The 17,056-nt window shown below is 70.6% G+C and carries 12 protein-coding genes; 4 read left to right on the top strand and 8 right to left on the bottom strand.

Annotated features, from left to right (window positions below):
- Positions 1 to 35: 35 nt before the first annotated feature.
- Entirely contained in the window at positions 36 to 680 is a 645-nt protein-coding gene (locus ACZ6DL_RS20820; RefSeq protein WP_393236506.1) for a TetR/AcrR family transcriptional regulator, read from the bottom strand.
- Positions 681 to 838: 158 nt separating this feature from the next.
- Between ACZ6DL_RS20820 and ACZ6DL_RS20815 the strand changes: the two genes are divergently transcribed.
- Positions 839 to 2,251 (top strand): NAD(P)/FAD-dependent oxidoreductase, encoded by a 1,413-nt coding sequence (locus tag ACZ6DL_RS20815; RefSeq protein ID WP_466053304.1) that lies wholly within the window; start codon positions 839 to 841, stop codon positions 2,249 to 2,251.
- Positions 2,244 to 4,034, top strand: coding sequence for a hydroxysqualene dehydroxylase (locus tag ACZ6DL_RS20810; protein ID WP_466053302.1), 1,791 nt, complete (start codon positions 2,244 to 2,246; stop codon positions 4,032 to 4,034). Before ACZ6DL_RS20815 ends, ACZ6DL_RS20810 begins: the two co-directional genes overlap by 8 nt.
- 76 nt (positions 4,035 to 4,110) lie before the next feature.
- Here the strand turns inward: ACZ6DL_RS20810 and ACZ6DL_RS20805 are convergent, their stop codons facing one another.
- Positions 4,111 to 4,890: an alpha/beta fold hydrolase gene (locus ACZ6DL_RS20805; RefSeq protein WP_466053300.1), complete on the bottom strand. Its 780-nt coding sequence runs from the start codon at positions 4,888 to 4,890 to the stop codon at positions 4,111 to 4,113.
- 305 nt (positions 4,891 to 5,195) lie between these two features.
- Positions 5,196 to 5,609: a DUF7144 family membrane protein gene (locus tag ACZ6DL_RS20800; protein ID WP_466053298.1), complete on the bottom strand. Its 414-nt coding sequence runs from the start codon at positions 5,607 to 5,609 to the stop codon at positions 5,196 to 5,198.
- A gap of 225 nt (positions 5,610 to 5,834) precedes the next feature.
- Between ACZ6DL_RS20800 and ACZ6DL_RS20795 the strand changes: the two genes are divergently transcribed.
- On the top strand, positions 5,835 to 8,453 hold the full coding sequence (locus ACZ6DL_RS20795; protein ID WP_466053296.1) for a LuxR C-terminal-related transcriptional regulator: 2,619 nt from the start codon (positions 5,835 to 5,837) through the stop codon (positions 8,451 to 8,453).
- A 56-nt stretch (positions 8,454 to 8,509) separates the two neighbouring features.
- A complete protein-coding gene (locus tag ACZ6DL_RS20790) occupies positions 8,510 to 10,165 on the top strand; it encodes an alkaline phosphatase D family protein (protein ID WP_466053294.1) in 1,656 nt (551 codons plus the stop codon).
- Positions 10,166 to 10,192: 27 nt separating this feature from the next.
- On the opposite strand, the gene ACZ6DL_RS20785 is transcribed toward ACZ6DL_RS20790, so the two are convergent.
- The 5 genes from ACZ6DL_RS20785 to ACZ6DL_RS20765 form a co-directional block, all read right to left on the bottom strand.
- The gene (locus ACZ6DL_RS20785) at positions 10,193 to 11,335 is read right to left on the bottom strand and encodes a metallophosphoesterase (RefSeq protein WP_466053293.1); all 1,143 of its coding nucleotides are present in this window, start codon (positions 11,333 to 11,335) and stop codon (positions 10,193 to 10,195) included.
- Positions 11,336 to 11,411: 76 nt separating this feature from the next.
- Entirely contained in the window at positions 11,412 to 12,653 is a 1,242-nt protein-coding gene (gene trpB, locus ACZ6DL_RS20780; protein ID WP_393236498.1) for a tryptophan synthase subunit beta, read from the bottom strand.
- Between the two features lie 167 nt (positions 12,654 to 12,820).
- Positions 12,821 to 14,044, bottom strand: coding sequence for a serine hydrolase (locus ACZ6DL_RS20775; RefSeq protein ID WP_466053291.1), 1,224 nt, complete (start codon positions 14,042 to 14,044; stop codon positions 12,821 to 12,823).
- 176 nt (positions 14,045 to 14,220) lie between these two features.
- Positions 14,221 to 15,483 (bottom strand): DUF7159 family protein, encoded by a 1,263-nt coding sequence (locus tag ACZ6DL_RS20770; protein ID WP_466053290.1) that lies wholly within the window; start codon positions 15,481 to 15,483, stop codon positions 14,221 to 14,223.
- A 565-nt stretch (positions 15,484 to 16,048) separates the two neighbouring features.
- Entirely contained in the window at positions 16,049 to 16,927 is an 879-nt protein-coding gene (locus ACZ6DL_RS20765) for a lytic transglycosylase domain-containing protein (protein WP_466053779.1), read from the bottom strand.
- Between the last annotated feature and the right edge of the window lie 129 nt (positions 16,928 to 17,056).

Genomic DNA, 17,056 nt, shown 5'->3' with positions numbered 1-17,056 from the left:
TAGCAATGGATCCGCTTGTGCCGCCGGGTGTTCCGTCAGGCCGACGGGGCGTCGCCGTACACCGTCAACCAGATCGCCCGGCCCAGCGCCTCCGCCAGCGCGTCGTCGGTGACCCCGGAGCCGGAGGAGAAGCTCACCGCGATCGCGCGTTCCACCATCGAGGTCAGCACGACGGCGGTGGCCTGCGGATCGATCGCCGGACTGATCCGGCCCGCGGCACGGTCGGTCTCCAGCCGCGATCGCACCACCGCCACGAACGAGGCGACCCGGCCGCGCCAATACGCGCCGACGTCGCGGTCGTAGGCGGCGACTTCGCTCAGCGCCAGCAGCAGCGAACGGTGCTCGCGGAACCCCGCGATCATGGTGCGCACGGCCGCCACCACACCGGTCTGCCGCCCGGTGTGCTCGGTGATCCACCAGCGCTCGGCGGCTTCGAACAGATCCGCGGTGGCCAATTCGGCCATGCGGATCAGCAGCCGGCTCTTGTCCGGGAAATACCGGTAGAAGGTCGACCTCGCCGACTGCGAGGCGGCGGCGATCCGGTGGACGGCGATCTCGGTGTAGGGCGTGCCGTCGGCGAGCAGCTCCTCCACCGCGGCGAGGACGCGTCGCTCGAACTCCGCGCGCCGATCGTCGACCGGTTTGCGTGCGTTTCTGGGGACACGGGTCAGCGAGGGCATCCGGGTCCTCTCTGCGGCGCGGCGGCCGCGTGCTCGGCTGTGCCGGTCGGGTGCTCCCACCATTCTGCCGACACGGCACCGATATTGACATTCGGGCACCCACCGCTCACCATCGATCGGACACAGTGTCCGAGACTATGTGACCGAGGTGTTCGGGCATGCGCGGTTCTCCTCCCCCGGCAATCGAGTACACCGACGTGGTCGTGGTGGGCGCGCGGTGCGCGGGCTCCGCGACCGCCATCGCGTTGGCGCGAGCCGGGCGCGACGTGCTCGCGCTGGACTCCGCGCGCTTTCCCTCCGACACCCTCTCGACGCACCTGCTGTGGCCCGGCGGCCTGGCCGAACTGCATCGCGCGGGCGCCCTCGACCGTGTCCTGCGGCTCGGCGCGCCCCCGCTGACCATGGCCTTCGCCGACGGCGGCGGCTATGCGGTCCGGTCGTCCTTCACACCGGTGGACGGCGTCGACTACGCGATGTGCGTGCGGCGGACCGGACTGGACGCCGCGCTCGTGGCCACCGCCGTGGAGGCGGGAGCACGGATCCGCGAGGGCGTGCGGGTCACCGATCTGCTGTGGTCGGGGGATCGCTGCGCCGGCGTTCGCTACGCCGACGGAAGCGGCGAGCACGAGGTGCGTGCCCGCCTGGTCGTCGGGGCGGACGGCCGCCGCAGTACGGTGGCCCGGCTCGTCGGCGCCACCCGGCCCCGATTGTCCGCACCGAGCGGACGGGAGTGCTTCTTCGCCTACTGGCACGACGGCGCGGCCGACCAGCGGCACATCGCGGCCCAATGGCGAAACGGTCCCGATCTCGGCACCGCGTTCCCCTGCGACGACGGCTTGCTGCTGAGCCTCGTCCAGCCGCCCGCGCAGCCCGCCGAACCGGGTGGCGGGCGCGCCGAGCGCAGGTATCAGGAGGCGATCGAGCGCCTGCCTGGACTTCTACTGCGCCTGCGTGATTGCCGCCGCGTCGGGCGGGTGCGTTCGGCCACCGGACTGGCGTCCTACTTCCGGCGCTCGACCGGGCCGGGCTGGGCGCTGCCAGGGGACGCGGGCCATTTCAAGGATCCGGTGACCGCGCAAGGCATCCGGGATGCCTTGCGCTACGGCCGGTTACTCGGCGAACTGGCCGCCGCCGCCCTCGATGACACCGAGCACCTCGACACCGCCTTGGCCGCGTGGGAACGGTTGCGCGATCGCGAATGCCTGAGCGTCTACCAGTGGACCAATCGGCTGGCCCGGGGTACGGCGATGCGCCCCTTGGAAATCGAGCTCTACCGCAGGGCCGCGACCGACCCCGCGCTGGCCGACGCGGTCACCGAGATCTTCTCGCGCACCGTGGCTCCCGAAGACGTCTTCACTCCCGCACGCGCGGCGGCGCTCGCGGCGGGAGCATTACGCACTTCATGGCGCGCCCCCTGGCCGGTCCTCGCGAATCTGACGGACGAATGCCGCGACACAGTCTCCGAACGGAGGGAGGCGTGCGCCTTCACGCGCCTCGATCCCGCCGACGCCATCCAGTCCCGGCCGCCGCGGCGCGTTCTCGCGGCATCTTCAGGAGATCGACATGCATGACCCGCGTCCTCGGCCGACCATCGACCTCACCCGCCGCGACCTGTTGCGTGGCACGCTCGCGGCCGGACTGGCTCTCACCGCTGCCCCGGCACACGCCGCACCGCCCCGACCACGCCGAACGCCCGGGCTGCGCACCGGAGGAAAGTCGGTCGCGGTCCTCGGCGGCGGCGTCGCCGGGCTGTCGGCGGCCCACGAACTGATCGAGCGGGGATACGCGGTCACCGTGTACGAACCGGCGTTCCTCGGCGGTAAGGCGCGCAGCATGGGTGTGCCGGGCACCGGTACCGACGGCCGTTCGGACCTCCCCGGCGAGCACGGCTTCCGGTTCTTTCCCGGCTGCTATCAGAACCTTCCGGACACCATGCGGCGCATCCCCTTCCCCGGCAGTCCCGATGGCGTCGCGGGCAACCTCGTCCGAGTCGAGGGCACCGTCGCCGGTTTCCGGGGCAGGCCGCCGATCTACGCGCCGGTCGAATTCGGGGGCCTCGACCAGATCAACCCGCAGCGGTTGCAGAGCTCGCTGATCGGCGCGTTCGGCTTCATCCCGGAACTGCCACCGGCCGAACTCGCGTTCTTCGCCAAACAGATGGCCGTCTGGTTCACCTCTTGCACCGAACGGCGTTTCGGGCAGTGGGAATACGTGACGTGGGAGCAGATCCTGCGCGCCGAAGGCAAGTCACCGGCTTATCGCGAATACCTGGTCAGCGCCCTCACCCGGATCACCGTTGCGGCCAAACCCCAGCTGAGTTCGGCGCGCACGATCGGCACCATCGGGGAGGCCCTGGTGCTGGCGGGGACCGGGGCGATCCCGCAGTACTCCGCGGGTATCGACCGTATTCTCAACCGTCCCACCAACGAAGCGTGGATCGACCCGTGGGTCACCTATCTGCGGTCGCGGGGCGTGCGATTCGTGCCGGGCCTGCGGGCGACACGGCTGGAGCTTCGCGATGGCCGGATCGCCTCGGCGACGCTGACGGATCCCGGCGGCCGCTCCACCGTGGTCACCGCCGACTGGTATCTGTGCGCGATGCCGGTGGACAAGGCGGTCACGCTGCTGACCGACGACATCCTCGACACCGACCCGCATCTGGCGGGCATGCGGGAGCTGCGGACCGACTGGATGGTCGGTCTCCAGTACTACCTCGCCAACCCCACCGAGTTGCCGGAAGGCCATATCGCCGCCCTCGGCTCCCCGTGGGCGCTCACCGCCTTGCGCCAAGCACCCATGTGGGTCGGCGACTTCGCCACCCGTTACGGCGACGGCACGGTGCGCGAATGCCTTTCGGTGGACATCTCCGACTGGGACTCCCCCGGCATCCGCTTCCACCGGCCCGCCAAAGAATGCTCCGCCGCCGAGATCGCCGAAGAGGTATGGGCACAGCTCACGGAGTGGCTCAACACCGGGACGGGATGGCTGCGTCCCGAGGACATCCGCTCCTGGCATCTGGACCCCGGCGTCACCTGGACCGCGAACGGCGTGCACAACGAGACTCCGCTGCTGGTCAACACCGTCGGCTCCTACGACCACCGGCCGCAGGCCCACTGCGCCATCCCGAACTTGTTCTTCGGCGGCGATCACGTACGCAACCACATCGACCTCGCCACGATGGAGGGCGCCAACGAATCCGGTCGCGCCGCCACCAACGCGATCCTCGACGCCGCCGACGACCCGGCGCCCCGCGTACCGGTCTTCCCGCTGGTGTCCCTGCCGGTCTTCGAACCGTGGAAACGCATCGACGCCGATCGGTATCGCGCCGGATTGCCGCACCTGCTCGACGTGTGACCGGGCGGGCCCATCGCCGTCCTCCGGGCAGGCCCGTCGCCATCCTCCGGGCGCTACGCCGCGGAACGCGCAAGGCCTAGGGCGCCTCGGCGGTGGTGACGCTGGTGGTGGTCAGGATCGTCTGCGCCACCAGCCGCGGGTCATCGATCATCGGAACGTGACCGGTGTCCGGCAGGATGGCGAACACGGCCTTGGGCAGCCGCGTCCGGGCGATCGGCCCGTGAATGTGTTCGGGAAGAACACGATCGCGTTCCGACCAGGCCACCGTGATCGGGCACGGCAACGGGTCGAGCGCGGCGATCTGCTCGTCGGTGCCGAGCAGATCGGCGGTGACGGTGCATTCCAGCAGGTCGCGTAAGCAGGTCAGGGCCTGCGCCGAGCTGATGCGATCACCGTGCACGGCGATGTTACGCAGAGCGATTCGCCGGGCCGCCGCACTGCGCAGCGCCAGCGGGGCGAGAAAGCCCAGCAGCCGCCCGGTGACCGCCTCCCGGGCGATGCGGCGGGTCGCGGCCGACCGGCTTCCGTCCCCGGCTTTCCAGAACCCCGCCGGTGAGAGCGCGCAGACGGACTCGGCTCGACCGCGACGAGCCAATTCGATCGCCATCCACCCACCCAGCGAATTGCCCGCGACGTGCACCCGGCGCAGCCCCAGCGCGTCCAGCCGCTGCTCGATGTCGTCCACCAGATGCTCGACCCGCGCCGGGCGCCGCAGGGCTGGCGGCCCGCCCCGATGGCCGACGGCGGTGGGCGTGATCACCTCGTGCCGGGCGGCGAGCAAGGGGGTGACGTCGTCCCACACCCGTTCGGACATCGTGACACCGTGCAGGAGAACGAGCGGGGGCTTGCTGGGCATTGGCGTCCCTTCGAGTTCGTAGTGCGATCTCGAAGGTGGATACCACAACCTCACCTATGGTGGCAGCGGAAACCCCGAGTTCTGCGAGAGATCACCAAGTTTGCTCGCCGGAATGCTGCGGCCGCAACGGTATCGCCCTCCCGCCCGCGCCGAGCCGGCTCCCACCCCGGCCGGAAGACGCCGGATCCCGCTGACCGGCGCCGCGCCATGCTTCAGGTGCGAGGCGATCTGAACCGCACCGAAGGTCGGATCGGCGGAGTTCGACCCGGCCGAGAGCAAAGGCGCGGCCGGGAATGTCCGTCCGCTCAGACGGCTTCCGGCCGCCACGTGGCGACCGCCCAGATCACGACGATGTTCAACGCGATCACCAGAACCGACCACGCCGGGTAGTACGGCAACCACATGAAGTTCGCGATGATCGACAGGGCCGCCAGGACGATCGCCACCACCCGCGCCCACATGGCGCCGGTCATCAAGCCCAGCGCCGCGACGACCAGGAGAATGCCGATGACGATGTGGATCCAGCCCCACGTCGTGGTGTCGAACTTGTAGACGTAGTCGGTGCCGACGACGATCAGGGCGTCCTCGGCGACGGCGGAGATCCCCTCGAAGATCGACAGCACACCGACGGTCAGCAACAGGATAGCGGCCGCTATGGACGTACCCGCCGCGATGCCACGGCGGACGGGGTGTGGCTCCGGTTCGGTCATGTGCGTCATCGGTCGCCCCCTTTCTCGGGGAATGGTGGACAGGCGTCTTCCGAATGTCCACCAGTCCCACCGTCCGGCACTTCACCCGTTTCGGGTGACTCCGATATTTCGCGGTCGCCCGAAATGAAAATTCCATAACGACCACACACGATCTGATCGAGCGGACTACACACCGGGTAAGTTCCGCTACCGAGGCGTGGTAGTGATCTGTCAGCACACGGCCCGGGAGGCACGGTGACCACCTCGCACGTCCCCGCTCTACGCCCCGTCCCCGCCGCGGCGGATTCCGTCACCGAGATACCCGCGTTGCCGTTCACCCCGATCCCCCGGCTCGATTTGTACGCCGCCGCCGACGGCGTGACGAGCACCCGCGACGGACACGTGCTGCTGATCTGCGCACCGGCCGGGGCCGGGAAGTCGGTACTGGTGGCCGATTGGGCCGCCCGGCACACCGCGGGTACGTCCGATGTCGCCTGGGTGACCGTCACCGAGCAGCTCGACGACGCGACGACGCTGTGGACCGTGCTGCACGCCCGCTTCGAGATCGCGAACACGACCTGCCCCGGCCCGCCGGCCGCGCAGGCAGCGGCGCTCGCCGACACGCTGGCCGCGCGCACGACGCCGACGGTTCTCGTGCTCGACGACGCCCATCTGCTCACCGATCCGCTCGCGCTCGCCGGTATCGAGTACTTCCTGCAGCATGCCCCGCCGAACGTGACGACGGTGCTGTGCGCCCGCTTCGCTCCGCCGCTGCGCTGGCATGTGCTCGAGCTGCATTCGCGACTGACCCGGTGGGGTCCGAGTGAACTCGCCTTCACCCCGGCGCAGATCGATGCGCTGTGCCGTGACCACGGCTGCGAGCTCACCGGCGACGAACTCGCGACGCTGCACGCCCTGACCCGGGGCTGGGCCGCCCTCGTGCGCATCGCCGCGACCCATCTGGCCGCCGGATCCGACGACCGAGCCGCTGCGCTCACCGTTCTCGCGCGCCCGGCGCGCGCGGTCGCCGATTTCCTGATGAGCGAGCTCATCGAGGCACTGCCGCCCGCACTGTGCCGGTTCCTCACCTACACCAGCATTCCGGTTTCCTTCACCGAGCAGCTCGCCGACGAACTCCTCGGCCGCGGCGCGGGGCACTGTCTGCACGAACTCGATCGGATCGACTTCCCGATCGATTCCGACGTGCGCGACGGCGAGGTCTGGTTCTCCTGTCATCCGCTGGTGCGCGCCCACTTCCTCGCCGAAGCCCGCCGCCTCGGACCGGACCTGTGCGCGGAACTGCATCGCCGGGCGGCCCGCTGGTTGCGGTCCGCGGGGCTGCCCTCCACCGCGCTTACGCATCAGCTCGCGGGCGCGGACCGCGATCAGCTGTGCGAATTCCTGTCCACGTGTGCGCTGCGCATGGTTCTCGACGGGAGGGGCGCGACGCTGTTCGATCAACTGGCCCGTTCAGCGCCCGCTCTGCTCGATGATCCGTTCCTGTGGCTGGTGCGCGTCGTCGACGCCCTCGTCACGGGCAGCACCGCCGCCGCGGTGGCGTGCCTGGACACCGCCGAGGCGCGGCGCGCCGCCAAGATCTCCTTCGCCTCGCCCGAACAGCTGGACGCACTCACCCTCGCCGCGGCGATCGACGTCGCGGCGACCACCGGGGCCGACCTTCCCGATTTCCCGGACCGCGTCTCGCCGACCGGCGATCCTGATCTCGACGCGTACACCGAGATCCAGATCGCCACCGCCTTCGTCGCCGGTGGCGCCGTCGCTCGCGGCGAACAGTTGCTGCACTCGGCGCTCGCACTCGCCGAGCACGCGGGCCGCCCCCGCTTGGTGCTGCGTGCGCTGACCCGGCTGGCCTTCGCCGCCGACGCCGTCGACGCCGCCACCGCGATGCGCGAGCGCGCGGCACGTGCGCTGGCGATCGCCGAGGAACACGGGCTGCTGTGGACGACCGACGCCGTCCAGGCGACGTCGGTGGCAGCCTACGGCGCCTACCTGCAAGGCGAGATGCCCGAGGCGGCGCAGATCGCGTCCGTTCTCACCGAGCGGGCCGAGCACGACGGATCATGCGGCCCTGCCGCCGGATGGCGCGGTCACGTCGTGGGCCGCTTGCTGGATCTCGAGCGGGCCGAGGAGCAGTCCGCGGCGGTCGACGCGCTGCGTCGCAGCCTGCTGGTCCTGCTGGAGCACAAGACGGTGCCCGCCACGACGGGCAGCCTGATCCTGCCGGTGGTGTGGGCGCTGCTGCGCGTGCACGACGCCAGGACCGCGCAACTGCTGGTCGAACGCGCCCGCGGCATCGTCGGAGAGCTTCCCGAGGTCCGGTTGGCCGATGCGGCGCTGCACGCCGCGGCCGATCGCCGCAAGGCGACCTGCGCGGTCCTCGAACCGCTGCTGGACCGCGCAGGCGACCTGCGTCCGGTCAGCGCCGTCACCGGATGGCTGCTGTACTCCGCGGCGCAACACGAGTCCAGGGCGCCGGCCAAAGCCCTCACCGCGCTGGAGAACGCGCTCGGTTCCGCCACGCCCCACCGGCTGTTGCGGCCGTTCCTCGACGTGCCCGCCGCGATGCCCTTGCTGGACAGTTACGCGGGCCGGCTCGGCCGGGCGGAGAGCTTCGCGGCGACGATCCGGCGTCACCCCGCGGCGCGCCGCAGGCCCGCCTACCCCGCTTTGACCCACACCGAGATGACCGTGCTCAAGCAACTGCCTTCCGGCCGCACCGCCCAGCAGATCGCGGCGGACCTCGGTGTCTCGGTCAACACCGTCAAGACGCACCTGCGCGGCATCTACGGCAAGCTGGGCACCAATTCCCGCGTCGAGGCCCTCGACCACGCGCGCCGGGGCGGGCTGCTCTGACACCGGAGCGCCGCTCGCGGCCCCTTCCCGTCCTCGGCACGGCCTTACGCTGATGTATGGCTCTCTCACGTCGGGAACTGTTCCGAGTCGGCGCCGCGGGGTCGGCAGCGGTACTGGCGGGAACCGCGGCGGCGAGCAGTGCCCGGTTTCCCGCCCCGCGACGGCTCGGCGATCCGTTCGCGCTGGGCGTCGCCTCCGGCGATCCCGCACCCGACGGCGTGGTGCTGTGGACGCGGCTGGCGCCGGACCCGCTGGCGCCCGACGGCCTCGGCGGCATGGCGGTGGACCCGGTCACGGTCGATTACGAGCTGGCGGACGACGAGCAGTTCCGCCGGGTGGTGGCGCGCGGGTCGGCGGTGGCCACCCGCGCACTCGGCCACAGCGTGCATCCGGAGGTGCACGGATTGGCGCCGGATCGCTGGTACTTCTATCGGTTCCGGGTGGGCTCGGCGGTGTCTCCCGTGGGGCGCACCCGCACCGCCCCGGCGCCCGGGCAGGCCCTGGCGCGGCTGCGCTTCGCCTTCGCCTCCTGCCAGTCGTGGAGTTCCGGCTACTACACCGCCTACGAGCACATGAGCCGGGAAGATCTGGATCTGGTCGTGCATCTGGGCGACTACATCTACGAGCGGGCGTGGGTGCGCGGGCGGGCGGGTGTCGCGATGGGGCCGAACTTCCGCGACGAGGCCGTCGACCTGCCCGGCTACCGGCTGCGTTACGCGCTGTACAAATCGGAGCAGCCGCTGCGCGCCGCACACGCCGCGTTCCCGTGGCTGGTCACCATGGACGATCACGAGGTCGACAACAACTGGGCCGCGGACGCGCCCGGCATCGGTATCGACATCTGGCGCGTCCCCGCCCTGTTCCGCCGCCGCCGCGCCGCCGCCTTCCAGGCCATGTACGAGCACCAGCCACTGCGCTTGGCGCAGCTGCCGTCCGCGGCGGGCATCCGGCTGCATCGCCGCTTCCGGTTCGGCGATCTGGCCGAGATCACGATGCTCGACACGCGCCAATACCGCACGCCGCAGGCATGCGGCGGCGCCGTGGTCGGCGGCTGCACCGATCGATTCTCCCCCGGCCGCACCATTCTCGGTGCGCAGCAACGGGATTGGCTGATCGACGGGCTGACCCACTCCCCCGCGCGCTGGCAGGTCCTCGGCAACCAGGTGGGCATGAGCCAGAACGATTCCGACCCGGGCCCGCAGGTCAGCGTCTCCACCGACGCCTGGGACGGCTACGTCGCCGACCGCAACGCCGTACTGGACGCCGCGGCGACCCGCGGCGCCGCGAACCTGGTGGTGATCACCGGCGACCGGCACGAGAACCAGGCCGCCGACCTGCGGCGCGACTACACCGATGCCGGATCACCGGTCGTGGCGGCGGAATTCACCGGCACCTCGATCACCAGCAACGGCGACGGAACCGACCTGAGCGACAAAGGCCGCCGGCTGCTCGCGGCGAACCCGGACATCAAGTTCTTCAACGCCCAACGCGGCTATGTCCGGGTCGAACTCGACCACAAGATATGGCGCAACGACTTTCGCGTCGTCCCCTACGTCCGCCATCCCGGCGCGCCCATCCACACACGAGCCGGTTATGTCGTCCAGGACGGCATTCCGGGGGTCGTAGAGGCGTGGAGTCCCGGCCAACCACCTGCGCCGTCGCCCGCGTCCGACGCCGCCGGTCAGGCCGGCGCCGACCGCGGCCACCGTTGACGAGGTCGCCCCGGCAGCCGAAAGCGCTCAGGCGCTCGCGGGCTGCGAACGCAGGATCAGCACGGTGATCTCGCTCGGGGCGAACACTCGCAGCTGCGGCCCCCAGAAGCCCGTCCCCCGGCTGGTGTAGAGCTGCGTGTGCTCGCCGTGGCGGCTCAGCCCGGCGACGACGGGCTGATCGAGGCGAACCAGATAGTGGAAAGGCCAGATCTGGCCACCATGGGTGTGACCGGAGATCTGCAGCGCCACACCCGCCGCCGCGGCCTCCGTGATCTGCTTGGGCTGGTGGGCGAGCAGGACGACCGGCGCGTCCGGGTCCGCTCCGGCGAGCGCGGCGGGCAGGTCGGGACCGTGCCCGGGCAAGGCGATGCCGGTGGGATCATCGATGCCCGCGATCACCAGCTGATCGTCGCCGCGGCGCACGATTTCGTGCCGGTTGTGCAGCGGTTGCCAGCCGAGCGAGGTCATGTGGTCGATCCAGCCCTGGGCGTCACCGAAGTATTCGTGATTGCCGGTGATGTAGAACCGGCCGAGTTCGGCCTCGACCTTGCCGAGCGGGTCCACCTGCGCGTGCCGCTTCGCCACCGATCCGTCCGCGAGGTCGCCCGCGTGACAGGCGATGTCGGGCCGCTGCGCGTTCACCACCTCGACCACCCGTTCCGACCAGCGCAGCCGGTCGAGCGCGGCGTAATGGGTGTCGGTCACGACGACCATGCGCAGTCCGTCCAACGCGGGGCCCAGACCCGGAATGGACACCTCCAGGGTGCGCACCCGCGGTACCCGGCGCGCCTCGACCACACCCCACACCACCAGCACCGTCGCGGCCGCGAGCACCCCTACCGCGACGATCCGGGAGCGAGCCGGGTCGGCCACTCCAGCGACGGTCAGTCCGGCGCGCGCGAGATTGCCGAGCACCGACCAGCTGAACAGCACCCACATCACGCCGAGCAACGTGTCCCCGAGGATCGAGGCCGCATCCGACTGCGCCGGTCCGTGACCGAGGAACATCGACGCGGGCAGACCGACGAATCCGAGCAGGAACAGCGCGGAACCCAGCCAGAACAGCGGGCCGGATTCCGCGGTGGGTGCGGCTACCAGCGTCCACCAGGGCAGCAGGAACAGCACGGCGGGAATCGCCAGGAACAACAACAGGCGGGGCACATACTTCAAGAGGGCTCGTCCTCGGGCGCGGGTGTAGCGCGCGGTCCCTCTCCGGCGCCATGGGCGTTTTCGACGATAGCAGCGGTCACGCCACACCGAGCCGGTCGGCGGCGACGGCGAGATCCTTGTCACCGCGGCCGGACAGGCACAGCACGATCAGCGAGTCCGCGGGAATCTCACCGCGCGCCGCCATCTCCATCAGATAGCCGACGGCGTGAGCGGATTCGAGTGCGGCGAGGATCCCTTCGGTGTGGCTGAGTGCCTGCATGCCGCGGAGGGCGACCGCGTCGGTGGCAGCCCGGTAGAGCACCCGGCCGCTGTCCTTCAGGTGGCTGAGTTCGGGACCGACGCCAGGATAGTCCAGTCCGGCGGCGATGCTGTGGGTGCGCGCGATCTGGCCGTCCTCGTCCTGCAACAGATAGCTGTAGGAGCCGTCGATCTCACCCGGGCTGCCCATGCAGAGGGTCGCGGCGTGCTCGCCGGTATCCACCCCGAGCCCGGCGGCCTCCACACCGATCAACGCCACCCGCGGGTCGTCGGCGAACGGATGGAAGACCCCGATGGCGTTGCTGCCGCCGCCCACACAGGCCAGCACGTAATCGGGCATCCTGCCCTCGGCGCGCGCGATCTGGTACCTGGTCTCCGTCCCGATCACCGTCTGGAAATCACGCACGATCCGCGGGTACGGCGCGGGCCCCGCCGCGGTGCCGAACAGGTAGTGGGTGGTGTCCACGTCGGCCACCCAATCGCGGACCGACTCGCTGATCGCCTCCTTCAGCCGCCGCGAACCGCTGTCCACCGGCCGGACTTCGGCGCCGAGCAGCTTCATCCGCACCACGTTCGACGCCTGGCGCCGCATGTCTTCGGTGCCCATATAGACCACGCAGGTCAATCCGAGCATCGCCGACACCGTCGCCACCGCGACGCCGTGCTGACCCGCGCCGGTCTCGGCGACGATCCGCTTCTTGCCCATCCGCCGGGCCAGCAACGCCTGTCCGAGCGCGTTGTTGATCTTGTGGGCGCCGGTGTGGGCCATGTCTTCGCGCTTGAGATACACCCGGGCGCCCGGCACACCCAGTAACTCCCCGAACCGCGGTACCCGATGCAGCAACGTGGGCCTGCCGACACGGTCGCGCAACAGCTCCCGGTACTCGGCGACGAAACCCGGGTCGGCGCAGGCGAGGCGGTAGGCGTCCTCCAAGGCCAGCAGCGCGGCCATCAGGCCCTCGGGAACGAATCTGCCACCGAACACGCCGAACCGCCCACGTTCGTCGGGAAACATCTCGTGGCGGGATCCGCTCACCGCCACGTCATGGTCAATCCTCATCAACACCAACGCTTTCACCGCCAAAGAGCCGACGGGTCAGTCTGTTCCGCTAGCGCTAGCACAACCCGACGGGTTGGCAACAAGCGAGTTAACAGACTAAATCGTTCGGATGGCTAAGGTGTTCTCACTGGTGGAGGCGATCGATCCGGCCGAGCACCTCGCCCTGGCTACCGGTCGGCAGGCACCGTGGCGGAGACCTGGGCGACCAGCCGCCACGGTCGCTCGGTATCGGTGGTGGCCTTGCCGCTGGTGAGGATCGCACCGGACAGCCCGCGAGCCGGGTCGGCCCAGCCGTACTGGGTGGTCAATCCGCTACGCCCGAAATGCGATCCGGTGTCGCGGCCGAATTTCGACCTGCGCCCGCCGAGTTCGAAGCCGGCTCGGCTGACGCGTCCGGCGACACCGGGTATCCAGCGCGCCGGGCGCACCGCCTGCTCCAGCGTCTCCGTCCGGATGATGCGGCGGCCGTCGGGTGCGCCGTGGACGAGAATCTCGTAGAACCGCGACAACTCGGACGCGGTGGTGATCAGATTGCCCGAGGGCAACTCGGCGGTGAGGAACGCGTCGGTCGCCGCGCGCGACGCACGGTCCATTCGCCCGCCAACCGCCTTGCGCGCCAGATAGCTCGCCGTCCGAGAGGGAGCCGGACCGGTTTTCACGCTCGGCACGACCTTGCCGAGGTCCTCGGGTCGCACGCCGAAGTTGGTCCAGCGGAATCCGAACGGCTCGAGCACCTGCTCGGCGAGATGCTCGCGCATCCGCTTGCCGGTCGCGCGCCGCACCAGCAGGCGCAGCACCAATCCCAGGGTGAGCGCGTGGTACACACGGAAACGTCCCGGCTTCCAGCTCGGCACCAGGTCGGCCAGCGCGCGCACGGCCAATTCCTCGTCGAGTACCAGGTCGACGCCCTGATACGGAGCCGGGACGAAAGGGATCCCGGCGGAATGCGAGAGCACCTCACCGATCGTGATGGCGGCCTTGCCGTTCGCCGCGAACTCCGGGATGTAGCCGGACACCGGATCGTCGAGGGCGAAAGCACCCTGCTCGACGAGCATGAACATCAGCGCACCGGCCACGCCCTTCGCGGTCGAGAAGCCGCAGAACGGCGTGTCGGGCGTGGCCGGGACGCGCACCGCCTCCGGCCCGTCGCCCGGCGCGTTGCCCCAGCCGTGGCCGATGGCGCGGTTCAGGGCGACCTTGCCGTCGCGCCGCAGGCAGACCTGGATCGCGGGAGTGGTGCCCAGGCGGTACCACGCCTGCACCGACTCCCACAGGGACTCCACGTCGGCGCGGCTGAGGCCGATCGCGGCGGGATCGTCTTCCTGACCTCGGGTCGTGACGGTCTCCAGGTCGTCGACGATAGCGACCGAGCCGGCCGTTGGTGCGCTCACCCGGCCAGCTTATCCACCGTCGGCGGGAGCCGCCGGTACCCGGCGCGGCTCACAGCGGCGCCGCTTGCCACCACTGGTCGAACAGGTCCTGGCCGGTGTGGTGATCCCAGGACACGTCGACGACGAGCCACGCCCGCGCCGGAAAGACCACACATACCAGTGGATTCCGTCATGTATCAGCGGCCGTGCAGCCAGCTCTCCTTCAATTTCCAGTGGTTGTCCCACCACGCCTGCACGGTGGCCTGGTCGGCGTTCCAGGGAGGCGGTGGGGACTCGCCCGGGAAGAGGTAGGTGTCGTCGGGCGCGGCGGCGGTGGCCGGCGCCGGAACGGTCGGTTCGGAGGATTCCGTCGGGCTGGGATTGCGCGGGTGCGGCGGTGGTTGCTGCTCCGCGGGCGGTGGTACGGGAGGCAGGATGGGCGGGATGGGCAACTGAGCCTGAGCCTCCGCCGGCGGGTGCGGCGGAGGTGGCGGTGGGATCGGCGGTTCGGGATACGGCTCGGGAGTGGATGCCGATTCCGGCAACACGGCCACCGGGGCTTGCTCGGCCGCGGGCGCCGGGGGCGCCGCCGCCGGATTCGGTTCGGCGAGCTGAGCGGCGGGAACGGGCGCCTGCGCGGGCCCGCCGATCGCGGCATCGGCCGGGCGGTCCTCGCGCGCCTGCACGACAGCGACGGCCGCTCCGCCCAGCAGGGCGGCCGCGGCCGCTCCGGCCAGGATCACACGGCCGCCATGCCGGCGACCGGCCGCCGCCGGTGCCACCGGTGCGCTCCGGAACGGAGCGGCCGCGACCAACGCCGCGCCGTAGGCGGCGGCGTTGGCATGGTCCGGCGCCGCCATGACGGGTACGGCGAGCGCGAGCCGCACCGCGGCGACCACGTCCGGCTCACCCGCCGACGAGCCGCACAAGACCACGGCGTCGGGCAGCAGCCCATCCGCCGCTACCGCGGACCGGATTCGATCGATCGCCAGGCCGGCGGTATCGGCGTCGACGACACCGGACGACCACCCGCCGCAGCTGAGAATTCCGTTCCGTTCCGGACCGGTCACGAGATAGGACGTGTGGTAGCCGACGAACTCGAGCACCAGCACGGTGCCGTACTGCGCCAGGCCGGGGATGTCCTCGATCATCGCCAGCAGCGCTGCCTTCGCCGACACGAGCGACGCCGATCGCCACGATGCCGATGACAGTTGCGACACGATTGCTCGCCGCTCGGCCACGGTTCGGTACGCCACGGCGACGTCATCGATTTCGGTGCCGGCCTCGGCCTCGGCCGTCAACGCTTCGAGTGTGGCGGCCACCGATGCGGCGGTCGAGTGCTCGACCGGCTGCTCGATCTCCCGCAGCACGTCCGGCCTGGTGCCTCGTTGCGCCGTGGACGAGAGCATCACCCCGCGCACCACGGCCTGTTCTGCTGATATTCCGACTGTGGCCCTCATGGGATCACCTCTGCTCGACCGGTCTCGGACGGGTTGGTCACGGCGGTCGCCGACGATCGGCCCGGGTTCGGATCCGGGCCACACGCTCGCCGAACGTCCGCCGCACGAGATGACGCCCTCGGAGACCACGACGGCAAGCCCTGACCGGTAGGTGCGGGCGTGCCCGGAGGTGAATGGCCTCCTCGGCGCCGCTGGCAGATGCCACGCGATAGCTACCGATCAGAATACGTCCGTTCGCGCGGTCCGGATACGGCTTCGAGGCAGCGTCGCGCCCGATATGGGCACAATCGTGACGAAGTCGTTCGACGCCGTTTCCGGGACGGTCTCCCAAGCGACGGCGACGTCACCGTGCCTCGGCACGACGACCCGCGAGAACTACGGCGCGATCAGGCCGGGTGGCATCGCTCGCAGACGTTCGCGAACGGTCGCGGCATATAGCCCGCCCTGGACCAACGCCTCTTCGCCCCGTGCGACCGGCGCCGCAGAGTCCACGGTGGATGCACCCAGTAGCTGGACGCAGAGCACGCGCCCCAATGCGAGAATCCGCGGTTACCGGGGGACCGAGTCAGCCCGCCGGTGGGGGCGGGGGTGGGCCCGGAAGAGGGATGACGATGCCGAACGGCAGGGTTATTCCGGGCGAGGGTGTCGGTGCGGGCGCGGGTTCGGCGTCGGGCACCGGCTCGGGTTCCGGCGCGGGCGGTGTGGTGATGGCGGGTTCGGGGTCGCGCGGTCCCGTGTTCGGCTCCGGGGCGACAGGTGCGGGGCCGATGGCGGCCTCGGTCTCGGGTTGCGTGCACTCGGCCGCACGGGCGTCGGCGGGTCCGGCGTTGCCGGCCGCTTCGGGGCTGCTCGCGCCGGGGTTCGGCAGCTGCCCGGGCGCCGCGCCGTACGGTTGCCCGGGCGCGAGCGGGGTGCGCGCCATGCCGGGCTGCCCCGGTTGCGGCATCGGCGCGGGAACAGGTTGCGCGACGCACGGATTCACCGGTGGCGGCGGCGGGCAGAAGATGCCGCACGGAATGGGCGGCAGACCGGGAAGCGTGATCATCACCTGCGTCGGCGCCTGCTGCCGCGGCACGGGCACGGGCGCCCGCGGCGACTCGACGGGTGCGGGCACCGCCGTGGTCACCGCAGTCATCGGGGACCCGGGATCCACCGGCGCTGCCGCTCCCGGCGGCACCAGGTCCGGCGAGATGCGCACCTGCGTAGGCGAACCCCCGGTCCGATACGCCGCCGCCCAACTCAGCACATTCGCCGCATACGCCATCGAGTTGTTGTACCGCAACACCGCACGCAACTCCTGCGACGGATCCCGCAGATCCAAACCCCCCGAACACAAATACTTCCCCGCCGCCAACGCCGCGTCGAACACATTATGCGGATCGGCCACCCCGTCCCCATTACCGTCCGCGCCATACGCCCCCCACGTCCCCGGCAAGAACTGCATCGGACCCAACGCCCGCACAAACCCCCCATCAGCGGTCTTGATCACCTCATTACCCGGCAAACTCCCATCCAACGCCGGACCGAAAATCGGCGACACCGTCGTACCCGCCGCATCCGTACGCCCACCCCG

Source organism: Nocardia sp. NPDC041819 (genome assembly GCF_055590505.1).
The sequence above is the reverse complement of the archived record's forward strand: the minus strand, read 5'-3'. Positions and strand labels throughout refer to the sequence as shown.

Excerpts from the sequence above, each read along its gene's own strand:
- ACZ6DL_RS20800 (WP_466053298.1), bottom strand. The coding sequence starts at position 5,609 with ATGACGCACATGACCGAACCGGAGCCACACCCCGTCCGCCGTGGCATC.
- ACZ6DL_RS20790 (WP_466053294.1), top strand. The coding sequence starts at position 8,510 with ATGGCTCTCTCACGTCGGGAACTGTTCCGAGTCGGCGCCGCGGGGTCG.
- ACZ6DL_RS20770 (WP_466053290.1), bottom strand. The coding sequence starts at position 15,483 with ATGAGGGCCACAGTCGGAATATCAGCAGAACAGGCCGTGGTGCGCGGG.
- trpB (WP_393236498.1), bottom strand. The coding sequence starts at position 12,653 with ATGAGGATTGACCATGACGTGGCGGTGAGCGGATCCCGCCACGAGATG.
- ACZ6DL_RS20765 (WP_466053779.1), bottom strand. The coding sequence starts at position 16,927 with ATGCAGTTCTTGCCGGGGACGTGGGGGGCGTATGGCGCGGACGGTAAT.
- ACZ6DL_RS20810 (WP_466053302.1), top strand. The coding sequence starts at position 2,244 with ATGCATGACCCGCGTCCTCGGCCGACCATCGACCTCACCCGCCGCGAC.
- ACZ6DL_RS20815 (WP_466053304.1), top strand. The coding sequence starts at position 839 with ATGCGCGGTTCTCCTCCCCCGGCAATCGAGTACACCGACGTGGTCGTG.
- ACZ6DL_RS20805 (WP_466053300.1), bottom strand. The coding sequence starts at position 4,890 with ATGCCCAGCAAGCCCCCGCTCGTTCTCCTGCACGGTGTCACGATGTCC.
- ACZ6DL_RS20820 (WP_393236506.1), bottom strand. The coding sequence starts at position 680 with ATGCCCTCGCTGACCCGTGTCCCCAGAAACGCACGCAAACCGGTCGAC.